The sequence below is a fragment of the Flaviaesturariibacter aridisoli genome (genome assembly GCF_004343705.1).
GTDB lineage: Bacteria > Bacteroidota > Bacteroidia > Chitinophagales > Chitinophagaceae > Flavisolibacter > Flavisolibacter aridisoli.
The window spans coordinates 98,829-121,067 of record NZ_SKFH01000010.1; the positions used below are offsets into that span (position 1 = coordinate 98,829).

Sequence of the window (22,239 nt, forward strand, 5' to 3'; positions counted from 1 at the left end):
GCAGCTTGCGCTTCGGGCCCAGTTAGTGACTATTTATTCTTTGTGAACCGCGGGCGGCTCAGCGTTGACGTACTTACTTCTCCGTGGGTGCGGGATGTGCACCCGGCGTCACCTCGGCGCCTTCGTGGGCGTCCTGGCGGGCATGCTCACCCATGTTTTCCTTGTTCTCGAGGATCTCCTTGCTGTTGCGCACCTTGGCCAGGTAGCTAACGTTGGGCAGGGTGTGGATCTGCTCGATCACGTGGTAGAGACGCTGGGGGTTGTTCTGACGCATCTGGGCCACGGCGCTGGTCTTGTCGTTGGCGTTGCCGAAAACAATCGCGTTCGTGGGGCAGGCCTGGGCGCAGGCGCTCTGAACCTCGTCGCCGGTCAGCGCGCGGTTTTCCAGCTTCGCCTTCAGCTTGCCTTCCTGGGTGCGCTGTACGCAGAACGTACATTTTTCCATTACACCGCGCGAGCGCGTCACCACGTCGGGGTTCAGCACCATGCGGGTCAGGTCGTCGTTCATCTGAGCGACCACGGGGTCGAGCTTACCGACGCCGCTGTTAGGTCCGAGCACGCCGTGCGTGGAAGCACCGGTGTAGTCACCCCAGTTGAAGCGGCGTACTTTATACGGGCAGTTGTTGGCGCAGTAGCGGGTACCGATGCAACGGTTGTAGGCCATCTGGTTGACACCTTCGGAGTTGTGCATCGTGGCGGCTACCGGGCAAACGTTTTCGCAGGGCGCGTTGTCGCAGTGCTGGCACAGCATCGGCTGGAACACAACGGCTTTCAGCTCGTCGGGGTTGTTTTCGCCGCTCACGAAGTAGCGGTCGATACGCAGCCAGTGCATTTCGTGAGCACGGAGCACTTCGCTCTTACCTACTACCGGCACGTTGTTCTCCAGGTGGCAGGCTACCACGCAGGCGCCGCAACCGATACAGGAGTTCATGTCGATGGCCATGCCCCATTTCGGACCGGGGAAGCCGTGGTCGTATACGTTGCCGCCTTTGCCGTCGGGCGTGGCGTAGAGCGTTGCTTCGTGACGGTAGTCGCCGCTGGTCTTCGCGTAGTCTTTGGTGAGCTCTTCGCGCTGCTCTTTGTAGCGGTTGGGCTCGCGCAGGAACATGGCCATCGTGGTTTCTTTCACCACTTCCTGGCGGTTCTCGTAGGAGTTGTGCACCTGCGTCTGGGCCACTTTATAATCGTTCGCTACCGGCTTGCCGGAAACGGTCACTTTGTTGTAGTAGTCCACCGTCGTGCCGTTGAAGCGGGCGAAGGGGAACACGTTGGCGCCGGTGCCTTCAGCTGCTTTGCCCAGTTCGGCATTGCGTCCGTAACCCACTGCGATACCGATGGTGTTGGCTTCCACGCCGGGCACCACGATCACGGGAAGGGTCACTTTGCTGTTGCCTACGGTCAGCTCGATGGAGGGCTTCTCGCGGTAGTATTCGTAATCCGAGTCGAGCTTGATGCCGAGGGCCTTGGCCTTCGACACGGAGATCATGGCGAAGTTGTCCCAGCTGGCTTTGGTGATCGGGTCGGGCAGTTCGAGGAGCCAGGGGTTGGCGCCCTGCTTGCCGGAGCCCATCATCACGCTCTGGTACAGAACCACTTCATCACCCGCGCCCGAAGCGCCGCCGATGGCCGCTGTGGCTGCGGATACACCGCCGCCGTTGAAGGAGCCGGCGTTGCCACCCGTGGTTGCCGGGGTATAGGTGGTGGTAGTGCCGTTTTTGTTTACGGTATCCGTAACCATCGTGGCCGGTGCGCCGGTGGTAGCGGGGGCGGCGCTGCGGCCGTTCTCCCAGATACCGTTCTGCAGGGCAGCGTCGAAGGCGAGCTCGCCACCGATGCGGCTGCTCCAGAACTGGCGGAAGTAGCTGTCGTAATCAGTATTGTTACCGCTCCACTTCAGCAGCGAAGTCTGGAAGGGGCGGGTTTTGAACAGCGGGAAGATCGTGGGCTGGATGAAGGAAATGTGTCCGGCGCGCGATTCGGCGTCACCCCAGCTTTCCAGGAAGTGCGGGGCGGGCGCCACGAACTTGCAAAGCACGGTGGTTTCGTCCATCTTGGCATTGAAGGAAACTGCCACGGGCACTTTGGCGATGCCGGTCTTGAAGTCCTTCGCGTTGAAGTAGTCGTAGGCCGGGTTGGCGTCCCACACCAGGAGGGCACCTACAGAGCCGGCGTTCATAGCGGACACGAGGTCGGCCATATCCTTGTCGATGGCAGCTTTCGTCATCAGCGGCGCACCCCAGTCGATGGTGTTGCCGTAAGCGCCGATGGCGCTGTTGATGGCGTTGACCACCTGCTGTACGTTGGGGTCATTGGAACCGCAAACCACCACGGCCTTGCCGTTGTTGGCTTTGAGGTCGGCCACGATCTCGGCGATGCCTTGCTTGAGGCGGGCGTCGCCCACGTTGGGAGCAGTGCCGTTGAGGGCATTGAGCAGGGCTACGGCTACGGCACCCGTTTCGGAAGGGCGGTGCGTGTAGCGCTCATCGGCGTTGGAGCCGGTGAGGGAAAGGATGCTTTCCAGCTGGTAGTGCTTGCTCATGCTGGGGTTGGCTTCGTTGATCTTGCGGCCGTAGGAATACTGGCGGGCAAATTCAACGGGGCTCAGCCAGGTACCGAGGAAGTCGGCACCGAGGGAAACGATCACGGCGGCGCGATCAAAGTTATAAGCGGGGATGGCGCGGCGGCCGAAGGAGGCTTCGTTGGCCAGCAGCATACCGCTGTACGAAACGGCGTCGTACTGCACGTGGCGGGCGTTGGGCACGCGACCGATGAAGTCGGTGATCACCTGCTTGGTAGAGGGCGAGTTGATGGTGCTGGTAAGCAGTACGACCTGCTTGCCGGCGATACCGGCCATGGCCTGGCCCACGATGCGGTCAAACTCCTCGTAGGAGGGGATTTCGTCCCACTTCGTGCCGTTGAGGTGCTTGGGGTGGGTAGTGCGGAAGGTATCGTACAGGTCGAGCACGGCAGCCTGCATCCGCGGGCTGGTACCGCCCTTTGTCAGCGAGGAAAGCGTGTTGCCTTCGAGCTTGATGGGGCGGCCGTCGCGCACCTTGGCGATGGCGGGCACCACCTCACCATCCTGTACGAAGGTGGTGGCGTAATATTTTGCTACACCCGGCGTCACCGTTTCGGGACGGTTCACGTAAGGCATCGCCTTGCGCACCGGCATCTTACAGGAAGCGGCGATGGTGGCGGCAGCGGTGCTGAAGCCAAGGTATTTCAGAAAGTCACGACGCGGGGTCTTTGCATCGAGCAGGCCTTTGTCGTCAAGGTCTTCAAAGGGCAGCTGCTCTCCAAACTCGTCCTGCGAGCGCTGCTCATGGCGGGCCTTGTCGTTCAGTTCAGCGAAGCTTTGCCAATACTTATTCGTGCTCATATTTATTATCTCCCCCGACGCGAGGCGGCCGGGGTTTGTTTTTGACTGATTAGGTAGAAGAAAGAACTCTGTCCGTTTTCGGCCGGCTTCCCGGCTCACGGCTCACGGTTAATAGTGGCACTTCTGGCACTCGAGACCACCGATGTCCTGCACGCGAACGCTGTCCATTTTGCCGGACTTGAGGTCGTTGTGGAATTTCTCGTAGATGCTGTAAAACTTGTTACCAGTGCTGCTGTCGGTGTTGAACTGCACCTTCGTTTCGCGGTGGCAATTGATACACCAGCCCATGCTCAGTTCGGCCACCTGCTTCACTTTGTCCATTTCCTGGATGTTGCCGTGGCAGGTCTGGCAGGCTACTTTGCCGGCGTTCACGTGCTGGGCGTGGTTGAAGTACACGTGGTCGGGCAGGTTGTGGATCTTCACCCACTCCGGCGAGGTGGCCTTGCTCGGATCCCAGGGTTTACCGGGCGTGAAGCCTGCAGCCTTATACAGCTTCTGGATCTCGTTGGTACCGTTGATCTCGCTGCCGTTTTCGTCGAACAGCTTCGGACCTTTCTCGTAGGTGGAGATCGCCTTGTGGCAGTTCATACAAACGTTGAGCGAAGGAATGCCGGCGTGCTTCGATTCCCACGCGGAGCCGTGGCAGTACAGGCAGTTGATCTGGTTTACACCGGCGTGCACCTTGTGCGAATAGTAGATCGGCTGGTCGGGCTGGTAGCCTTGCTGGCGGCCCAGGCCGATGGCGCCTTTGGCCACGAAGTAGCCGCCGATCACGAAGAGCACGAGGGCGAGGAGGGCGATGTAAATTTTATTACGCCAGAAGGGCACCGGGTCGGGTCGGGTGATGCCTTCGCGGTCGTCGGAGAGTTTCTTCAGGTTGTTGTTCACCTGCATCAGGATCAGCGCGATGATCGCCAGGATGATCGACACGATGCCGAAAATCAGCTGGCCGTTGCCGCTTTCCTCGGTGGTGCCTCCGTTCGTGCCGGCTGCGCCGCCTTCTTTCTTGCCGGCGCCCGCTTCGGGGGCCGTGCTGATGTATTCGGTGATGGCGTCGATCTGCGCCTCGGTGAAGGCGGGGAACGACTGCATGATGGCGCCGTACTGCGCCTGCAGCCCCTTGGTATAGGGGTTGGTGGGAATGTAGGCAGCGGGGTTATGGATCCACTTGTACACCTCTTTCTGATCGCCCCAGGGACCACGCTGCTTGAAGCCGCGGAGGGCGGGGCCGGTCAGGGCCTTGTCGAGGGCGTGGCAGGTTTGGCAATTCTGCTGAAACAATTGCTTGCCTTCAGCGGCTTTACCTTGAGCATATGTAGCGAAAGAAAGAAACAGTGAGAAAATGAAGAACGCAATTTTCGTTACACGTGGCTTATGGAAAATCATAGATTCAACTGATCTAAATGTGGAAAATTTCCGAATCGGGGGCAAAAATATGACAGGATTCTTACAAATGCCCATAAGCCTTAAATTTTTTTTAACGCGCTACAGGCCTGCATTTCAGCCGATTAGGCTATCTGTGAAAGTCGCGTAACATAGCGCCTTTTTTTGATGAAACAAAAACGCATTTACGAAGGAACAATGTGAAAAAACATGACTTTGCTCAGGTATTTTGCTTCAACAGTTTGGTGCTACTTTCGTGCGGGTGAACCCTTTTTCCTCTACTGACTCCGGCGGCAAAAAACACCGCCTCGCCATTTTCGCGTCGGGCAACGGCTCCAATGCGCAACGGCTGATGGAGCATTTCCGCGATCACCCTACTATTATAATAGCGTTGGTTGTTTGCAACAAGCCCGGGGCCGGCGTGCTGGCACGGGCCGATGCTTTCGGCGTACCCACCTTGCTGATCGAGCGCGAGCGCTTTTTTCGCGGCGACGCTTACCGGCCCGAGCTGGAAGCCGCGGGGATCACCTTTCTCGTACTGGCGGGCTTTCTCTGGAAAGTACCGGCGCCCCTCCTGGAGGCCTACCCGGGCCGCATCGTCAACATCCACCCCGCGCTCCTGCCCGCCTACGGCGGCAAGGGCATGTGGGGGCAGCACGTGCACGCCGCGGTGCTGGCAGCGGGCGAATCGGAGTCGGGCATCACGATACATATAGTAGACGAACACTACGACCACGGCGATCAGCTGTTCCAGGCGCGCTGCCCCGTGCTCCCGGGCGACACCCCCGAATCGCTCGCCGCACGCGTGCACGAACTCGAACACCGGCATTTTGCCGAAGTGGTGGAGCGGGCGGTGCGGGAACGCGAAGCCTGAGCCACGCAAGCAATTGGTTTTTCTTTTGTTCAAAGCCCTACCTTTGGCAGACCACCCGAAATCAGACAGAAATGCAGGTTCCTTTCTCTATTCTTCCCTACCGCCGTCAGGCCCGCACGGTCTTTGTGGCGCCCTGTACAGGAGGATTGAGATTATGACGCTGTTTGATTTCAAATTGCTGCCGGCGATGGAGCAGCTCGACCTGCTGTATGAGCAGGGCTCGTTCATTGGCAAACGCAAGGTGGCGGCACAGACCTGTGTATTGTACCAGCTCGAGAGTTTTTACGTGGAAGTATTGTACCGTCAATACCGGCGGATACCGGAAAAGCTTCACTGCTTCCGCTCGACGGCCCTGCTGGATCCATACCTGGAGCTGATCGATGTGGAACATTGGGTAATATGAGGCCCCGGCCCGGAAGGGTAAAACCAGCGTAACTGAATATGACGAAGACCAGCACGCCGAAGAACATCGTGCTTTATGCCGATGATGATACCGATGACCTGCAACTGGTGCAGGACGCATTTTCCGAATTTACCTCCGAGGTAGAGGTGGTGACCGTCAGCGATGGCGGCCAGGCCCTTCATTTCCTGCAGGGGCTGAACGACCTCGACCCGCTCCCCTGCCTCATCATCCTCGACGTCAACATGCCCATCGTCGACGGCAAGCAGGTGCTCCGCGAGCTGCGCACGATGGACCGCTATGCCGACGTGCCGGTGGTGCTCTTCACTACTTCGTCGCTGCCCACCGACCGCTCTTTCGCTGAAAAATACAAGGCCGGCTTCATCACCAAGCCCCTCCACTACCGGCAGATGGAGCAGATCACCGATGAATTCATCAGCCACTGCGCCGAAGAGGTGCGCCGGAAGATCCAGAACAAAAACAGCTAAAGAAGTTATTCAGTCGGAAGTGTGTCATCGGAAGTCGGACGTAACAACTTACTTCGCACTTCAGACTTCCGACTTATATACTTGCCCTTGACGGTTTCGGTCATCATAGTCAATTATAATGTGCGCTACTTCCTGGAGCAGTGCCTCCATTCGGTGCAAGCCGCATCGCGGGAAGTAAACACCGAGGTAATCGTGGTGGACAACAACAGCACCGACGGCAGCGCGGAATACCTGCAGGAGCGCTTTCCCGGGCTCGTCTATGTCGCCAATACCGAAAACGCGGGCTTTTCCCGCGCCTGCAACCAGGGCCTCGCCCGCGCCGGCGGCCATTACATTCTTTTTCTAAACCCCGATACGCTGCTGGCCGAAGACAGCCTCGAGCGCTGCCTGGCCTTCTTCGAATCCCATCCCAGGGCCGGCGCGCTGGGTGTACGGATGATCGACGGCACCGGCTCCTTCCTGAAAGAATCCAAACGCTCCTTCCCCTCGCCGCTTACGGCGCTGTACAAGCTCTTCGGCCTGTCGCTGCTCTTTCCGAACTCCCGCGTTTTCGGCCGCTACCACCTCGGCCACCTCAGCGAGCACGCCAACCACGAGGTAGATGTGCTCGCGGGCGCCTTCATGTTCATCCCACGGGCCGTGCTCGACGAGGTGGGCTCCTTCGACGAAGCGTTTTTTATGTACGGCGAAGACGTGGACCTCAGCTACCGCATCCAGGAGGCGGGCTATAAAAACTATTACCTCGCCGACACCACGATCATCCATTTCAAAGGCGAAAGCACGAAGCGCGGCTCGCTCAACTATGTACGGCTTTTTTACAGCGCCATGAACATTTTCGTGCGCAAGCACTACGGCGGTGCGCGGGCGCGGATGTTCCGCGTGTCGATCCAGGTGGCCATCTGGCTGCGCGCGGCCCTCGCCGCCGGCGCCAAGGCGCTGCGCTGGGTGGGCCTGCCTGTCATCGACGGCGTGCTGATCCTGCTCGCCTTCTGGCTCGCCAAAGAACTGTGGACCGGCCTCGTGCGCCCCGACATCGTGCTGCCGGGATCGCTCATCCGCGTATCGCTTCCGGCCTACGCCCTTGTATATATCGGCACCGCCTACTATGCGGGCCTTTACGATAAGATCTACCGCCGCGCCAACCTGCTGCGGGCCTCGGCCATCGCCGCACTCGTGCTACTTGCGGGCTATGCGCTGCTTCCCGAGAACCTGCGTTTTTCGCGGGCCATTCTCGTGGGCGGCGCGGTGCTGGGCTTTGCCGCCATCGGTATCGTGCGGCGCCTGTTGCTGGGCGCGGGCCTGCTGCTTCGGCCGGCCGAGCAGGCAGAAAAACCCTACATCCTCGTGGCCGCCACGGCCGAAGAATACGCGGGCGTGCAGCAACTGCTGGCGCGCAACGGGCGCGCCGCCCACATCATCGGGCGCGTGGGCCTGCAGCCCGGCGAGCCCGGCACCGTTACCGACCTCGACGGCGCCCCCGAAGCAGCCCGCGCCCTCGGCGCGCAGGAGCTCATCTTCTGCATCGGCACCCTCCGCTTCGTCGATGCCGTTGCCCACACGGGCCGCCTGGCAAGGCACCTGCGCCTGCGCTATCACCGTGCCGGATCGGGTAGTATGGTCGGCTCCGACTCCAAAGACAGCAGCGGCGAAGCCTTGTCGCTCCAAACGCCGCTGCGCCTGGCCGAGCCCGCACACCGCCGCAGCAAACGGCTGGCCGATGTGTTGCTGGCGCTGGTCTTTGTGGCAACGCTGCCCCTGCACCTGCTGGCGGTGCGCCGCCCCGGCGGCTTTGTGGCCAACGTGCTGGCAGTGCTGCTGGGCCGCAAAACATGGGTGGGCTACCGCCTTCCGGCAGCAGCGCCGCTGCCCGCCCTGCGGCCCGGCGTGCTCAGCGCCGGCGGTCGCCGCAACGGGCCCGCCGCCCTCCCCGAAGAGACGCTGCGGCAGGCCGACTACTGGTACGCCCGCGACTACGACGTGACGGAAGATCTCAAAATCGTGCTGCGGAATTACCGTTGGCTTGGTTTATGAACAGATGCATAGCCGTAGCCCTTACCTTTATTGCGAACGAATGGCGAGAATAATCGAACTGAAATTACCGAAGGCCCTGGCGGCAGCCCTGCGCATTCCCCAAAACGATCCCCGGCGTCAGCAGCTGCGGGTTCTTAAGAAGCTTCTGCGCAAAGCCCGCTTTACCGAATTCGGCCAGCGCTACCGCTTCGACGAGATCCTGCTGAGCAAGCATGCGGGCAAGAAATTTCAGGATATCGTGCCGGTGCACGACTACAACAAGATCTATGAGGATTGGTGGAAAAAGACCCTCGACGGCGTGCCCGACGTGGCCTGGCCGGGTAAGATCAAATTCTACGCGCTGAGCTCGGGCACTTCCGAATCGGCATCGAAATACATTCCCGTTACCCGCGAGATGCTCCGCTCCAACCGCGTCAACTACCTGCGGCAGTGGATCTCGCTCATGAGCTACGAAGGCCTCCCGCGTAATGCGGTGACGAAGGGCTTCCTCATGCTCGGCGGCGCCACCGACCTGCAAAAGGGCGCCGCCGGCTGGTATGCCGGCGACCTCTCGGGGATCCTGGCCAAGAATAAACCCTTTTGGTTCCAGAACTTTTACAAGCCCGGCGGCCGCATTGCCAAAATCAAAGACTGGAACGAAAAGCTCCACGAGATCGTAGAGCATGCCCGCGAATGGGACATCGGCTACATCGTAGGCGTGCCTGCCTGGTGCCAGATGTGTATGGAAATGATCGTAGAGCACTACGGCGTGAAGACCATTCACGACATCTGGCCCAACCTCGGCTTCTTCGTGCACGGCGGCGTGGCCTTCGAGCCCTATAAGAAAGGTTTTGAAAAGCTGCTCGGCAAGCCCATCGTTTACATCGAGAACTACCTGTCCAGCGAAGGCTTCATCGGCTATAAAGCGCGGCAGGATGCCCTGGGCATGCAGCTGATCCTGAACAACAACATCTTCATGGAGTTCGTGCCCTTCAACGATACCAACTTCGACGCCGATGGCAAGATGGTGGAAAAGCCGGAGGCGCTGATGATCCACGAGGTGGAGGAAGGCAAGGAATACGCCCTGCTCATGAGCACCAACGCCGGCGCCTGGCGCTACCTCATCGGCGACACGCTGCGCTTTGTCAATAAAGAACGCGCAGAGGTGGTGATCACGGGACGCACGAAGCATTTCCTGTCGCTCGTAGGCGAGCACCTCAGCGTGGAGAATATGAACCGGGCCATACAGCTCGTGAGCGAGGAACTCAACATCTCCATCCCCGAATACAGCGTCGTGGGCTTTCCCTACGAAGGATTTTTTGCGCACAAGTGGTACATCGCCTGCGATGCCCCCATCGACCAGGGCCTGCTCGCCGAAAAGATCGACGGCTACCTCTGCGGCCTCAACGACGACTATGCCGTGGAGCGCGGATCGGCGCTGAAGGCCATCTTTCTCGAAAAGCTTCCCGAGCGTGCCTTCCTCGACTTCATGGAGTCAAAAGGAAAGCTGGGCAGCCAGCACAAATTCCCGCGTGTGCTCAAGGGCAAGATGCTCGAAGACTGGAATCAATTTCTTGACAAAATGAAAGGAAAGATGGGATAATGGCTAATGGGGTAGTGGGGATAATTGGGTGATGGGGTAAGGAACGAATGCCGCCCCGCTGGCCCGTCAAAGATTACCCCATCGGCACATTACCCCATCAGCACATTCATTTATCTTCGTGAGCACGGTATGTTGGATGCGTTGCTAAAAGGATTGTCACTGGGCTTGCTGCTCTCCATTTCGGTGAGTGCGTTGCTGTTCACCACCATCAAGCAAAGCATCTACAACGGCAAGCGCGGTGGCTTTGCGTTTGTGGCGGGCGTATCGCTGAGCGACATCCTGCTCGCGCTGGCCGTCAACTTCTTCACGGAGCTGTTCAACCGCATTATCAACGGCAAAGACATCGTGGTGATCATCGGCGGCCTCTTCCTGGTGGGCGTCGGGATCTTCTTCCTCTTTTTCAAAAAGATCAAGGCGGTGGAGGAAGGCGCGGCACCCGAGCGCTTCCGCAAGCGCGACCTCTTCAAGATCTTCCTCATGGGTTTCCTGATGAATATCCTGAACCCAGGCATCTGGATCTTCTGGCTCGGCGCCGCGAGCACCCTTGCCGATCATACCATCAACGAGCGGCTGCTCATTTTCGGCATCGCGCTGCTCTTCGTGCTCGGCACCGACATCCTCAAAGTGCTCGGCGCCAATCGCATCCGCCAGCGCCTCACCCCGCACAACATCCAGTTCATCAGCCGCCTCAACGGCTTCCTGCTCATCTGCTTCGGCGTGGGCCTGCAGGTCTATTACCTCTTCTTCAAACACTAAGCGCGGCATGTCCAGAAACGGCAAGAAAGGCTCGCGCTTGTGGCGCATCGTGAAGCGCACGATCCTCGTCCTGTTTATTGCGCAGCTCGCCTACATCGTGCTGCTCAAGTGGGTCGACCCGCCCCTGACGCTGACGCAGCTCGGCGCAGTCATCGGCGGCGACGGTCTGAAGCGCGATTACATTTCGGAGGTGCCGGTCAACATGAAGCTCGCCGTTATTGCTTCCGAAGACCAGCTCTTTCCCGACCACGGCGGATTCGACTGGAAAAGCATCGAAAAGGCGCAGGCGTACAACAAACGCAAGCCCGGCCGGGTGCACGGCGCCTCCACCATCTCGCAGCAAACGGCCAAAAACGTGTTTCTCTGGCAGGGCCGCAGCTGGCTGCGCAAGGGTTTGGAGGTCTATTTTACCAAGATGATCGAATGGATCTGGGGCAAGGAACGCATCCTGGAGGTATACCTCAACGTGATTGAAATGGGCCGCGGTGTGTACGGCGTTGAGGCCGCGGCGCAGCACTATTTTGGCAAGCCGGCGGCGGGGCTCTCGCGCCGCGAGGCGGCCCTGATTGCAGCCTGTTTGCCCGCTCCCAAACGCTGTCAGCCCGCCAATGGCGGCTATGTGCAGCGCCGCGCCTCGTCGATTGTGGCCAATATGGCCTTCCTCCAGCGCGACCCGGATGTGCAACGGGTGATCGGCCTGGGCACGGAAAAAGCCGAAACGGGAGTAAAAGAGAACGAAGGAAAGAAGGGTCGGAACCGCAAAGAAAAAAAGTAAAGAAGGGGGTACGCTATGAGGCTGTCGCTACCAACGCATCTTCAACGACTTAACCGGGACGGGAAGGTCGCCCCAAAGGCCGGGTGAAGCCATCGACGGGGCAAAATGTAGGTTCAAGGAAGCGGGTGAAAGTAACCAACGGGTAAAACCCCGGTTTGAACGCCTGGGAGATTCAAAACGCTTATTTCCCGTCCCCGCCGAAATGCTCTTCCACGGCACCTACCGCTGCCTGCAGCCGCTCTTCTTCGGTGCCGGAAATGATCGCGAATGGCCGCCCGTCGTTCACCAGCAGGTCGAGGTACATTTTGAACAGCCGCTCGCGCATCTCCAGGTCGGGGTATTCGCGGAGGCCGTCGGCAATCCAGGGCAGGTCGGTGTTGCACAGCAGGTAGAGGTCGCAGTGCTGCGCGGCGCACTGCTTCAGGATCCAGGGCGGGCAGCTGCCGAACACTACTTCATACCACACCTTCATCACGTACATATCGGTGTCTACGAAATAATAATCGCCCGACGCTTCTTCCTCCATCCAGGCTTCGAGCGCCAGCTGGCCCTGCGCGATGCGCAGCAGGTCATCGGGCGTATAATCCGCCCCGTTCACTTCGAGGTAGGTGCGCGCATACTCGGGGCACCAGGCCGTGCCGTAGTGTTCCGCGAGGTGCTTGCTCAGGGTGCTTTTGCCGGTCGATTCCGGGCCGATGATGACGATCTTTTTCAATGATACATTTTTAGCGTCATTGCGAGGCCGACAGCGGGCAACGCTGGCTGACGAAGCAATCTCATTCAAGTTGACTCCGAAGTCGCATCAGGCCGCAGACCCGGGCGCCGGCAGATTGCTTCGCTAGGCTCGCAATGACGGTTCGGTTGGGACTTGCCTGGCGCGCGCTTTCCACTCGGTCAACCCCCAAAACGCCATGAGCAGCAGGATGAAAAACAGCACGCTGGTGAATACGAGTCCCTTGATAAAATAGAGCGGGATGGATGCCGCGTTGGTAGCGATCCACCAGTACCAGCTTTCCACCTTTTTGCGGGCCATGAGCCACATGCCGGTAAAGGCCGTGGCGGCGGCGAAAGCATCGGCGGCGGGGTAGAGGTTGCCGTCGGGGATGCTGCGGGCGTAGCCGATAAAGCCGGCCTCGAGGTTGTCCCACACGCCGGGCGCCGTGCCCAGCTGCGGCGCGGGGAGGTGTTGCGCATGGGCGATGCCCTGGTAGCCGAGCCAGATGGCGACGAAGAAAAACCCGAAGAACAGGAGCTCCCGCACCCATTCGCGGCGGGTGCTGTACGTAATGTGCAGCACCGCCTCGTGGCGTTCGTTGCGGCGCGCCCAGAGGATCCAGCCCCAGATGCTCATGTAGGTGTAATAGAGGTTCACCAGTGCCTCGCCGAAAAGGTGGTTGGAGATGCAGATATACCAGTAGATGCCCGTGTTGATAAGGCCGACCGGGTACACCCAGATGTTTTCCTTGCGGGAAAACCACACGCTCGCGATGCCGGCGAGTACGGCGATGAACTCCAGTGGCCCGGTGGCCCGCAGGCCCTCCCGGAATTGACGCGCGATTTCGGCTATATCCATCAGTAATGCGAGACGAAGGGGATCTCGCGCTGCAAGATACTCGCAAACCCGGGATCCGACGGCGGCGGCATAAAGGCGTTGAGGATGCGCCCATCGGGGCCGATCAGCAGGAAGCGCGGGATCGTCTCGATGCTGTAGGGCTTCAGAAACTGCTCCATTGCATCAGGCACGTGCAGCTGCAGCACCCGTGAGGAGCGGAAGCGCGCTTCGCGCTGCCAGGCGGCTTTTTCTTCATCCACCGACACGGCCACGAACAGCAGCTTTTCGTCGGTATAGCGCTCGGCCATATCCTCAAAGTAGGGTGACTCTTTCCGGCAGGGCCCGCACCAGGTGGCCCACACGTCGAGCACCACGTAGCGTCCGTGGAATTGCTCCAGCGAGAAGACGCTGTTGTTGCTGCCCTCCGAGGCGAAGTCGGGCGCGCGGCGGCCGCGCATGAGGCTGTTAAGCTGCATCAGGTCTTGCTGCAGCAGGCGGCGGTAACGGGGTTCCTGTACGTCGGCAAGGGCGGCTTGCACAAAGGCGGCGCGCGCCGCCGTGTCGGGAATACGACGCATCCGTTCGCGCGCAACTTGCAGCGCAAGCGCCTCGCGCAGCTCGGGGCGCTGCAGTAGCCGCGCGCTTTCGGCGCGGAAGGCACTGTCGCGGTTGGCGCTACGGGCACTGCGCAGGCGGAGCAGTTCGCCCAGGTAGGACAGGTAGCCGGGCACCGGCAGCAGGGCCGGGTCGTTATTGGAAAGGCTGTTGCGCAGCTCTTCGATCCGCTTCGGGTATTTCAGCGTTTCGTTGGGGTGATACAGGGCAAAAGACTTCGGATACTCGATCTCCGTGAGTTGCAGCGCCGCCAGTCGGATGATGCGGCTGTAGGCGGTTACGAAGTCAGGCGCCACGCCCACATTGTCCACTGTGTGAAATTGCGCCAGGTCACGCTCCTCGCTTTCCACGGCGTTGGCCAGCTGCGAGCCGAAGGCTGCCGGGCCGGCATTGCCAAAAAACTGCGTGATGTACGAGAAGTCTGGTTGCGTGTTGCGCTGCAGGAATTCGTTCTCGGCTACGCGGGTGCCCCCGAAGCTGAGGTCGGCGCTTTGCTCCTTTTCCTCAACCGCTACGTGCAGGCTGTCGCGGCCACCGAAGAAGATCCGTATGGCGTGGCTGCCGGCCTGAAGTTCGTAGAAGCCCACGGGCAGCGTATCGGGCAGGCGTAGCCGAAAGGCGCCGCCGTTCAGGAAGGCCACAGCCTGGGTATCATTGAACGGTTGCCGCACAAACGCCACGGTGCGGAGCGGCTTTTTGGTCTGGAAGGTCCCGGACAGTACCGTGCTGTCGTAGCGGTCGGCAATGCGCGGCTGGTTGATTGCCCACACAGCCACGGCAAACACGACAATGCCGAGGCCGGTGGCCAGGCCGCGGCGCCCGCGGACGTGCGCCGCCGCAAAGCGGCGCTGCGTGAGCAACTGGTAGCCGAGCACCAGGAATAGGGCAGCCCAAAGCAGGGACAGCCACTCGTGCGGCAGCAGCAGGCCACCGCGCGGGTTGCCCTTGTAAGCGGCGCCCGTGAGGTTGGTGGCCGACCAGGGAAACCAGGGCCAGATGCCAAAGCCGGCAGGTACGCCGCCGGCGATGACCGCCACGAGGGAGATGGTCATGGGCCAGCCGAAGTTTTTGATCAGCAGCGACAAATAGTATTGCAACGCCAGGATGCCGAAAGAGGCAATCCAGAAACGCAGCAGTGCCCCGCCGAGCAGGCTCCAGTGAATGGTCGATTTTTGAAAATTCATCTCCGGCCGCAGCACCTGCACCAGCGCACCGCCGCCGATGGCGCAAGCCACCAACGCCAGCAGGCTCAGCGCAGCCACCAGCAGGGCCACTTCGTATTTCACCCCGAACAGTGCAAGGCGCGATACCGGCTGCGTTTCGAGCACTTTCCAGGTGTCGGCCTTGTGCTCGAGGTACACAAGGCGCAGCATCGTAATGCACAGGAACAGCGGGTAAAAGAAGGCGGTAAATCCCGTCAGGCAGTGTTCCAGGAAGCTGTTCCACACATTGCCGCCCTGTGACGGGTGGATGAAGAATTGGGCGATGGTTTGAATGGCGGGGATGAACAGCGCCGAGCCGAGGCCCATCCAGAAGAGGCCGGTGCGTTTCAGTTTGATCCATTCGGCGCGGAAACAGGCGCCGTGGGTGGCGAAAAAGAGTCTCATACGATGGTCTTGTCGTTTTGGGTGATGCGCATGAACCAGTCTTCGAGGCCGCCCTGCATGCGGATGCCGCACACGGGCACGCCGCGGCCCACGAGGCCTTCATTGAGTCGGGCCACGCCGCCGGGGTCGGTGATGGGGAAGAGCACGTCGTCGCCGCCCAGGTGGCGGCCGCCCCAACCGGGCTCCAGGTTTTCCAGGAGGCCGGCGGCGCCGGGAATGCTGAAGATGGCCTGACCACCTTCTTCGGCGTCGCGGCGCAATTGCTCCAGCGTATTTTCGTAGCGCAGCACGCCCTTGTGGATGATCCCGATGTGGGTGCAGGTCTTTTCCACCTCAGCCAGCAGGTGGCTCGATACAAAAACGGTCTTCCCCTCTTCGCGGTGCAGGCGCTTCAACAGGTCGCGGATCTCGATGATGCCCGAGGGGTCAAGGCCGTTGGCCGGCTCGTCGAGCAGCAGCAGCTTCGGGTCGGGGAGCAGGGCCAGTGCGATGCCGAGGCGCTGCTTCATGCCCAGCGAATACTGACTTACGCGGCGGTGCTGCACGGCGCCGAGGCCCACGGTTTCCAGCACCGCGTCCATCCGGCTCGCCGGCAAGCCGCGGAGCGTGGCAATGACGCGCAGGTTTTCGCGGGCAGTGAGGTGCCCCCACAACGAAGGCTGCTCAATCAGCGTTCCGATGCTGCGAAAGATCTCCGGACCCTGCTGCCGCAGCGAGCGTCCATGAATGAAGATATTGTCCTGCTGCGACAGCAGCATGCCCGTCAGCAGGCGGATGCTGGTGCTTTTGCCGGCCCCGTTGGGACCGAGAAAACCATAGATGCTTTGCTCGGGCACGTGCAGCGACAGCGCGTTTACAACGGTGTGCTTGCCAAAGGCGAAGCTGAGCGCCTTTGTTTCAATAGCGTAAGACATAGATGCAGTTGTGGAAGCTAAACATAGGAAAATATCCCGGAAGCGCACGCGGCGATGGTGCATGGCCGGCGCGATTAACGAGGAAGGGCTGCCGTTGACCTACCGCCCCCTACCGCGCGTCGCGGATTGATAAGGGAGCTTTCCGACCCGGCACGGGATTTTTAGCCCATCCATCATGTCCGTCTGCCGCGTTCCGACACACAATACGTTTTCGCGCCTGGTGCCGCCCCTGCTGGCCGTTGCCCTCGCGCTGGGGCTGCTCTATTACGGGCAGATGGTGCTCAAGCCCATCGCCCTGGCGGGGCTGATGGCGCTGCTGCTCACGGGCCCCTGCCGCTTTTTCGAACGGCAGGGCTTCCCGCGCGCCTATGCGGCGCTCATCGTGCTGCTCTTCTCGATCGTCTTTTTCGTGCTGGTCTTTTACTTTCTTTTCAACGCCATCCTGTCGTTTCGCGAAGACCTGCCGCTGATCAAGCAGAACATCGACAACTCGCTGCTACAGTTGGAGGCGCTGCTGGGCAAGTGGCTGCACCTCTCTACCACGCGGATGCACGAGATCGTGCAGACCTCCAGCAGCAACCTGCTGCCCAAAACGTCGTTCCTGATCAACAAAACGCTCACCCTGGGCTCGGTGATCCTCTTTGCCGGCATCCTGCTGCTGATCATGACCTTCCTGATGCTGCTGTACCGCGGTCTGATCCTGGCGTTCTTCCTCAATATGTTCGCCGACGAGCACGCCGGCGTGATCCAGAACCTGTTCAACCGCATTCAGTATGTCATCCGCAGCTATATCGTGGGCCTGCTCATCGAGATGGCGATCGTAGGAACGGCCTTTTTCGCTGCGCTCGCCCTGCTGGGGATCCGCTACGCGCTGCTGCTGTCGGTGATCGCCGCCGTTATCAAGATTCTTCCTTACGTGGGCATCACGTTGGCGCTGCTGCTTACGGCGCTCATTTCCATCACCACCAACACGCCCGCCACGGTACTCTGGGCGGTGCTGTCGATGCTGCTCATCCACATGACCGATACCAACGTGCTCAACCCCGTTATTGTCGGTTCCAAGATCCGGATCAACGCGCTGGCCGCCATCGTGTCGGTGATCACGCTGGCCGCGCTCTGGGGGCTAACGGGTTCCTTCATGGCCCTGCCCCTGCTGGCCATCGTAAAGGTGGTGTTTGAAGAAGTGCCGGCGCTTCGACCCTTTGCCCTGCTGATGGGCGACGACACCAACATCCCGCGCGAGCATGGCTTCCTCATCCGGCGAATCAGAATGCGAAAGGCGAGGAAGTAAACGGCTACGGAAGGGAAACAAGGTTTTTCACCGCGAAGAAAGAAGGAGCAAAGATGGTACGCTAAGACGAATGCAATAGAAACGTCCCCGGTGGCGGAGACGTTTTCGTAATCCTTTGCGGAACACCTTATTCTCTTTTTTTCTTCGCGGTTCCGAACCTTCTTTTCTTTGTAAACTTATTGATCGCGCCTCCTCATTTCATCACCGGGGCCGCATAGAAGTCGGCGGCGGAGTGCGTGTATACCACGTTGTTGATCGGCCATTCCTTCTGGAATACGGTGGGTTCTTTGGCGCCCTCGGGCACGAGCATGAGGCTGGGCTTTCCGCCCTGGGTGGCCAGCTTGCGCCCGGTGCCTTCGCGGTTGTCGAATTTCACGTCGAAGTAATAGAGGTAGGGAAAGATCCAGGAGGTATAGGCCTCCTTGTCGGTGCCGGAGAGGCTGCGGACCTGCAGGGCATCGTAGTTGCGGGCGATTGCCTGCTGGAATTCCACCGCATTGAGCGGCACGCCGTTGAGCACGGGCATCGCGTCCCACTGGCCATCCATCAGCACCCACTTTTTGAGATCGCTGAGGTATACCTCCAGCAGCACGTGGCCGGCGCCGGAGGCGGTGGTTTCCACGTCTTTGGTCTTGAGCGCCAGCACCCGCGCGGGCAGGCCCACGGCGTTGAGGGCGGAGGCGGCCACGATGCCGTATTCCACACAGCGGAAATGCTTGCCGCCGCGGGCTTCCCGCAGGATGGTCAGCGCATCGGGCTTCGAAGGCTCGTTGCTCCCGTTGTGGCTCCACTGGTCGTGCGTCCATTTAAGGATGCGCAGGGCGCGGGCCGAGTCGGAGCCGACATTGCGCACGAGGTCATTCAGCGCGTAGGTGCTGCGCAGCTGCTCCAGGAAGGGATTGGCCGTGCCCTGCTCGTACCAGAACGTATCCCGGCGGCTGGGCGCAGCAGTCACCGACAGCGGCTGGAAGTCGAAACCGCGCACTTCGGTCAGCGCGTATTTGTTGTCGGTCGTATGCACGTAAAACCGGCGCACGGTGCCGGCGCTGAGCGGGAAGAGGAGGGAGTCTTTGCCGGTATAAAAACCGAATTGCACCGTGCGGCCAAACACCGGCAGCTCCAGCACGTCGGGCACTGCTTCGGGGGCAAAGCCCCAGGTGCCTTTTCGCCACCGCGCATCCACGCGGTAGTCGGCGGTCTTTCCTGCCGCTTCGAGCACGGGCAGACCTTTGTAAGTTGTTTGAGCGGAGGCCAGCAGCGAGGCGCCGGCGAGCAGAAGGGTCAGTAGTCTTTTCATATGCAACGACGAAATTCGATAATAGGACGCAGGAAGCTGCGTGTGAGTTACATGGGTTGTTGAAAACGGCGTTGAATGGCCCCTGCGTCACCTGCTGAAGGCTATTTGAAGCCTTCCCTCAGGGAAGGTTTGGATGGGCCGGGGCCGGAGCTTCGGTACTGCCGCCCCGGGCGGAGGTAGACAATGCCCTTTTGCGTATGGAAGCGCATCGGCAGCGCGCGCCGGCCCGCCGGCGTGGGACCCCAGGCAATGAGGTGCAGGTGCGGAAAGGCCGAGTAGCCTACATTGCCGCTGCGGGCGAGGGGCTGTCCTACCTGCACACTGTCCCCCACCCGCACGAGCAGCCCGCCTTGTTGCAGGTGGCCGTAGAGCAGGCTGGAACCGTCGGCATGGCGGATCACCACGACGTTGGAGCGGCCCAGGTAGCGCTTGTTGACGCCATGTCCCGAAAACGTGTCGATCGCCCGCTGCACCACGCCGGCGCGGCCGGCGGTCACTAGCGTCCCCTTTTTCATTTTAAAATCGAGCCCGAGGCGCCCCTTGTGCGAAAACCAGGAGTTGTAGCCCTGCACCAGGCGGTGCCGCGCGCCGGCTTCGTAGGGCAGGTGGTATACCGGCGACGAATCGGCCGCCGCCTCCGCCGCCGTGGCAAAGCGATGCTGCGTTCCGCAGGAACAGAGGGCGAGTGCACCCATCAGGAGGACGGAAATAGGAACCACTGCTTTCATCAGTGCCCTGAAGTTAATGGGATGATGGGAAATGGGAGAGCGGGCTAATGGGAGAACAAAAAAGCCCCGACACTATTGTCAGAGCTTTTTCGTGAATTTATTTATGCAGGCATGATGCCGTAGTAAAGTGAGTTCGACCTAAGTGCCCCCTTTGGGGGACAGGGGGCCTTATTCCGCTTCGGCCACTACTTCTTTCACCTCTGGGATCATCCGCTTCATCATGCCTTCGATGCCGGCCTTCAGCGTGATCATCGAGGAGGGGCAGCCCGAGCAGGAGCCCTGCAGCATCAGGTTCACCACGCCTTCCTTGTAGCTTTTGAACTGGATGGCGCCGCCGTCCATTTCCACGGCCGGCTTTACGTAGTTCTCCAGCAGTTCCTTCACGCGCTTCACCACGTCGTCGTCGTCGGCCGCCACCTCGTTGGAGCTCTGGGGCACCACGTTGGCGAGCTCGTCTTCATTCACCACGGCCTTGCCTTCCTCGAGGTATTCCTTCAGAAACTGGCGGATGCTGGGGATGACGTCGGCCCAATCGGTGTCGGGCGTCTTGGTGAGCGTTACAAAGTTAGAAGCGATGAATACCGCGCGGATGAAGGGGAAGCCGAACAGCTCGGTAGCGAGCGGCGAAGGCTTGGCGCTTTCCACGTCGGGGAAGTCGATGCTTTTGCCGGGATACAAAAGCTTGTTGGCCACAAACTTCATTGTTTCCGGGTTGGGGGTCATCTCGGTATATATGCTGATAATGGGATTGCCGGTCTTGATCATAACGATTGCTTTACGCGGCGAAATTACGCAAGAATCATGCGGGAAATGTTACGCAAATGGGAAAAGACAAGCCCTTTACAAGGCCGTACCTTAGAAGTACCCAAACCCTCGACCATGCTCCGTTTCCTTCTCCCACCGATTTTTGCCGCTTCTGCCGCCGCCGCACAGCAGGCAGGCCCGTCTGCCCTAGCTTTTGTGCCGTCGGACCCGTCCGCCGTCGCCTTGGTGCCGTCGGACCCGTCCGCCGTAGCCCTGGCGAAGGCGGATACGATCCCCGACGCCGTCGTAGCCATCGCGCGCAGCACACCGGCCGCCGAACTCCGCCGGCAACTCTTTGCACTGGCCGCCCCGGGCATGGAAGGCCGCCGCATGGCCACCCGCGGCGATTCGGCCGCCGCGCGCTACGTGGCCACCCGCTTTACCGAGCTGCGCCTCGCCCCGCCGAGCCACCGCGGCTACTACCAGCCCATCACCGCCCGCCGCCGCACCCGCTCGGCCACCCTCACGCTCGGCAACCGCCGCTATGCCTGGGGCGACGGCTGGAACGTCTACCCACGTACCGACTCGCTGCAGCTGCGCAACGCGCCCATCGTGTGGGCCGGCGCCGACAGCACCTTCAGCTTCCTGGGCCGCCGGCAGGCCACCGACCTGGAGGGAACAGTGGTGCTGCTGCCCGGAACGCCCTTCCGCCTCGGCCAGTTCGACCGGCTCGACAGCGCCGAATCGATCCTGAAGGACCACGGCGCCGCCGCCGTTCTGTGGACCGACTCGCTCGTGGCAAAGGCGCTCCGGAGGCGCGAGGCCTTCGCTTTCCTGCCCGAATACGAAGCCCGCCTGGACGACCAGAACCCTTCCACCGGTTTTACCGAGATCGGCCTGCTGCCGGCGCTGATGGCGCGCCTGTTGTCCGGCGAAAGCGGCTTAAGCGTAGACAGCAGCGGAACCATCTCCGGCCCGCGGGCGCTCGAAACCTTTCCCCTGCAGGCAACGCTCAGCCTCGAAGTACACGCAACGTATAGTGAAGAAACGGCGCCCAACGTACTGGGCGTGCTGCGCGGCAACGACCCGGATGCGTCCTGTATCGTGGTGACCGCCCACCGCGACCACGACGGGATCAACGGAAAAACGCTTTATCCCGGCGCCGTAGACAATGCAAGCGGTACGGTGGCGCTGATCCAGCTGGCCAATATGATGCAGCAGGCGGCCCGCGCCGGGCATCGCCCGCGGCGCACGATCGTGTTCGCCTCCGTTACCGGCGAGGAGCGTGGCCTTCTTGGCTCGGCATGGTATACCGACCACCCGGCGATCCCCATCGCAAAGACGCGGGCCGTACTCAACATCGACATGCTCGGGCGCGTGGATACGTTTTACAGGAACCGCCGCGCCGACAGCAATTACGTGTATGTACTGGTAGAAGATTCCGCCCGCATCGGTCTCCTCGAAGACTTGCGGTCCGCCAATGCCGTCTTCAACGCGCTCCACCTCGACGACCGCTACAAGCGCCCCCCGGGCTACCAGCGTATGCTCCGCGGCTCCGACCACTACCCGTTCTTTCTGAAGAAGATCCCGTTTGTGTATTTCGCCACCGGCTTCAGTGATGACTACCACCAGCCCACCGATACCCCCGACCGGATCAACTACGACCTGCTGACGAAGCAAACGCAGCTCGCCTTCCTGACCCTCTGGAATATGGCCAACAGCCCGGGACGATGAGGGCATATCGAATATCGAACAAGGAGCAAAGAAGGTTGAACAGGGAAGGAGTTCGTTCCTTCTTTATCAGGCATTCGCTGGCCGCAATT

At 60.6% G+C, this 22,239-nt stretch carries 18 protein-coding genes; 9 read left to right on the plus strand and 9 right to left on the minus strand.

Features of this window, described 5'->3' with window-relative positions:
* Positions 1 to 73 precede the first annotated feature (73 nt).
* Both E0486_RS08530 and E0486_RS08535 read right to left on the minus strand, forming a co-directional pair.
* On the minus strand, positions 74 to 3,379 hold the full coding sequence (locus E0486_RS08530; RefSeq protein WP_131851738.1) for a TAT-variant-translocated molybdopterin oxidoreductase: 3,306 nt from the start codon (positions 3,377 to 3,379) through the stop codon (positions 74 to 76).
* A 108-nt stretch (positions 3,380 to 3,487) separates the two neighbouring features.
* Entirely contained in the window at positions 3,488 to 4,765 is a 1,278-nt protein-coding gene (locus tag E0486_RS08535) for a c-type cytochrome (RefSeq protein ID WP_131851739.1), read from the minus strand.
* Between the two features lie 259 nt (positions 4,766 to 5,024).
* On the opposite strand from E0486_RS08535, the gene purN reads away from it, so the two are divergent.
* From purN to mtgA, 7 genes are all read left to right on the plus strand, one after another.
* Positions 5,025 to 5,636: a phosphoribosylglycinamide formyltransferase gene (purN, locus tag E0486_RS08540; protein WP_131851740.1), complete on the plus strand. Its 612-nt coding sequence runs from the start codon at positions 5,025 to 5,027 to the stop codon at positions 5,634 to 5,636.
* 154 nt (positions 5,637 to 5,790) lie between these two features.
* Positions 5,791 to 6,039, plus strand: a complete 249-nt coding sequence (locus E0486_RS08545; RefSeq protein WP_131851741.1) for a hypothetical protein — start codon at positions 5,791 to 5,793, stop codon at positions 6,037 to 6,039.
* Positions 6,040 to 6,077: 38 nt separating this feature from the next.
* Positions 6,078 to 6,524, plus strand: a complete 447-nt coding sequence (locus E0486_RS08550) for a response regulator (protein ID WP_131851742.1) — start codon at positions 6,078 to 6,080, stop codon at positions 6,522 to 6,524.
* Positions 6,525 to 6,605: 81 nt separating this feature from the next.
* Positions 6,606 to 8,555: a glycosyltransferase family 2 protein gene (locus E0486_RS08555; protein ID WP_165917250.1), complete on the plus strand. Its 1,950-nt coding sequence runs from the start codon at positions 6,606 to 6,608 to the stop codon at positions 8,553 to 8,555.
* A gap of 40 nt (positions 8,556 to 8,595) precedes the next feature.
* Positions 8,596 to 10,137, plus strand: coding sequence for a GH3 family acyl-acid amido synthetase (locus E0486_RS08560; protein WP_131851744.1), 1,542 nt, complete (start codon positions 8,596 to 8,598; stop codon positions 10,135 to 10,137).
* Positions 10,138 to 10,266: 129 nt separating this feature from the next.
* Entirely contained in the window at positions 10,267 to 10,893 is a 627-nt protein-coding gene (locus tag E0486_RS08565) for a LysE family translocator (RefSeq protein WP_131851745.1), read from the plus strand.
* A 7-nt stretch (positions 10,894 to 10,900) separates the two neighbouring features.
* Positions 10,901 to 11,668: a monofunctional biosynthetic peptidoglycan transglycosylase gene (mtgA, locus tag E0486_RS08570; protein WP_165917251.1), complete on the plus strand. Its 768-nt coding sequence runs from the start codon at positions 10,901 to 10,903 to the stop codon at positions 11,666 to 11,668.
* 181 nt (positions 11,669 to 11,849) lie between these two features.
* Here mtgA and E0486_RS08575 read toward each other — a convergent pair whose 3' ends face one another.
* From E0486_RS08575 to E0486_RS08590, 4 genes are all read right to left on the minus strand, one after another.
* Positions 11,850 to 12,383, minus strand: coding sequence for an AAA family ATPase (locus E0486_RS08575; protein WP_131851746.1), 534 nt, complete (start codon positions 12,381 to 12,383; stop codon positions 11,850 to 11,852).
* A 123-nt stretch (positions 12,384 to 12,506) separates the two neighbouring features.
* Positions 12,507 to 13,241: a nicotinamide riboside transporter PnuC gene (gene pnuC, locus E0486_RS08580; RefSeq protein WP_131851747.1), complete on the minus strand. Its 735-nt coding sequence runs from the start codon at positions 13,239 to 13,241 to the stop codon at positions 12,507 to 12,509.
* Positions 13,241 to 15,442: an ABC transporter permease gene (locus E0486_RS08585; RefSeq protein WP_131851748.1), complete on the minus strand. Its 2,202-nt coding sequence runs from the start codon at positions 15,440 to 15,442 to the stop codon at positions 13,241 to 13,243. The genes pnuC and E0486_RS08585 overlap by 1 nt, the downstream gene beginning before the upstream one ends.
* Positions 15,439 to 16,356 carry an ABC transporter ATP-binding protein gene (locus tag E0486_RS08590; protein WP_165917252.1) on the minus strand — a complete coding sequence of 306 codons (918 nt, stop codon included), beginning with the start codon at positions 16,354 to 16,356 and terminating at the stop codon, positions 15,439 to 15,441. Before E0486_RS08590 ends, E0486_RS08585 begins: the two co-directional genes overlap by 4 nt.
* Positions 16,357 to 16,531: 175 nt before the next feature.
* On the opposite strand from E0486_RS08590, the gene E0486_RS08595 reads away from it, so the two are divergent.
* Positions 16,532 to 17,647, plus strand: coding sequence for an AI-2E family transporter (locus E0486_RS08595; RefSeq protein ID WP_131851750.1), 1,116 nt, complete (start codon positions 16,532 to 16,534; stop codon positions 17,645 to 17,647).
* Between the two features lie 193 nt (positions 17,648 to 17,840).
* Here the strand turns inward: E0486_RS08595 and E0486_RS08600 are convergent, their stop codons facing one another.
* The 3 genes from E0486_RS08600 to E0486_RS08610 all read right to left on the minus strand — a co-directional run bounded on the left by E0486_RS08600 (position 17,841) and on the right by E0486_RS08610 (position 20,437).
* Positions 17,841 to 18,944 (minus strand): transglutaminase-like domain-containing protein, encoded by a 1,104-nt coding sequence (locus E0486_RS08600; RefSeq protein WP_131851751.1) that lies wholly within the window; start codon positions 18,942 to 18,944, stop codon positions 17,841 to 17,843.
* Between the two features lie 101 nt (positions 18,945 to 19,045).
* A complete protein-coding gene (locus E0486_RS08605; RefSeq protein ID WP_131851752.1) occupies positions 19,046 to 19,672 on the minus strand; it encodes a M23 family metallopeptidase in 627 nt (208 codons plus the stop codon).
* Between the two features lie 168 nt (positions 19,673 to 19,840).
* A complete protein-coding gene (locus E0486_RS08610) occupies positions 19,841 to 20,437 on the minus strand; it encodes a NifU family protein (RefSeq protein ID WP_131851753.1) in 597 nt (198 codons plus the stop codon).
* A 114-nt stretch (positions 20,438 to 20,551) separates the two neighbouring features.
* Between E0486_RS08610 and E0486_RS08615 the strand changes: the two genes are divergently transcribed.
* The gene (locus E0486_RS08615) at positions 20,552 to 22,150 is read left to right on the plus strand and encodes a M28 family peptidase (RefSeq protein ID WP_131851754.1); all 1,599 of its coding nucleotides are present in this window, start codon (positions 20,552 to 20,554) and stop codon (positions 22,148 to 22,150) included.
* Positions 22,151 to 22,239 lie beyond the last annotated feature (89 nt).

What these genes read in the sequence shown, in the direction of transcription:
- pnuC (WP_131851747.1), bottom strand. Translation starts at nt 13,241, where the DNA reads ATGGATATAGCCGAAATCGCGCGTCAATTCCGGGAGGGCCTGCGGGCC.
- E0486_RS08600 (WP_131851751.1), bottom strand. Translation starts at nt 18,944, where the DNA reads ATGAAAAGACTACTGACCCTTCTGCTCGCCGGCGCCTCGCTGCTGGCC.
- E0486_RS08590 (WP_165917252.1), bottom strand. Translation starts at nt 16,356, where the DNA reads ATGTCTTACGCTATTGAAACAAAGGCGCTCAGCTTCGCCTTTGGCAAG.
- E0486_RS08545 (WP_131851741.1), top strand. Translation starts at nt 5,791, where the DNA reads ATGACGCTGTTTGATTTCAAATTGCTGCCGGCGATGGAGCAGCTCGAC.
- E0486_RS08605 (WP_131851752.1), bottom strand. Translation starts at nt 19,672, where the DNA reads ATGAAAGCAGTGGTTCCTATTTCCGTCCTCCTGATGGGTGCACTCGCC.
- E0486_RS08535 (WP_131851739.1), bottom strand. Translation starts at nt 4,765, where the DNA reads ATGATTTTCCATAAGCCACGTGTAACGAAAATTGCGTTCTTCATTTTC.
- E0486_RS08585 (WP_131851748.1), bottom strand. Translation starts at nt 15,442, where the DNA reads ATGAGACTCTTTTTCGCCACCCACGGCGCCTGTTTCCGCGCCGAATGG.
- E0486_RS08615 (WP_131851754.1), top strand. Translation starts at nt 20,552, where the DNA reads ATGCTCCGTTTCCTTCTCCCACCGATTTTTGCCGCTTCTGCCGCCGCC.
- E0486_RS08550 (WP_131851742.1), top strand. Translation starts at nt 6,078, where the DNA reads ATGACGAAGACCAGCACGCCGAAGAACATCGTGCTTTATGCCGATGAT.
- E0486_RS08560 (WP_131851744.1), top strand. Translation starts at nt 8,596, where the DNA reads ATGGCGAGAATAATCGAACTGAAATTACCGAAGGCCCTGGCGGCAGCC.
- E0486_RS08565 (WP_131851745.1), top strand. Translation starts at nt 10,267, where the DNA reads ATGTTGGATGCGTTGCTAAAAGGATTGTCACTGGGCTTGCTGCTCTCC.
- mtgA (WP_165917251.1), top strand. Translation starts at nt 10,901, where the DNA reads ATGTCCAGAAACGGCAAGAAAGGCTCGCGCTTGTGGCGCATCGTGAAG.
- E0486_RS08595 (WP_131851750.1), top strand. Translation starts at nt 16,532, where the DNA reads ATGTCCGTCTGCCGCGTTCCGACACACAATACGTTTTCGCGCCTGGTG.
- E0486_RS08610 (WP_131851753.1), bottom strand. Translation starts at nt 20,437, where the DNA reads ATGATCAAGACCGGCAATCCCATTATCAGCATATATACCGAGATGACC.
- E0486_RS08530 (WP_131851738.1), bottom strand. Translation starts at nt 3,379, where the DNA reads ATGAGCACGAATAAGTATTGGCAAAGCTTCGCTGAACTGAACGACAAG.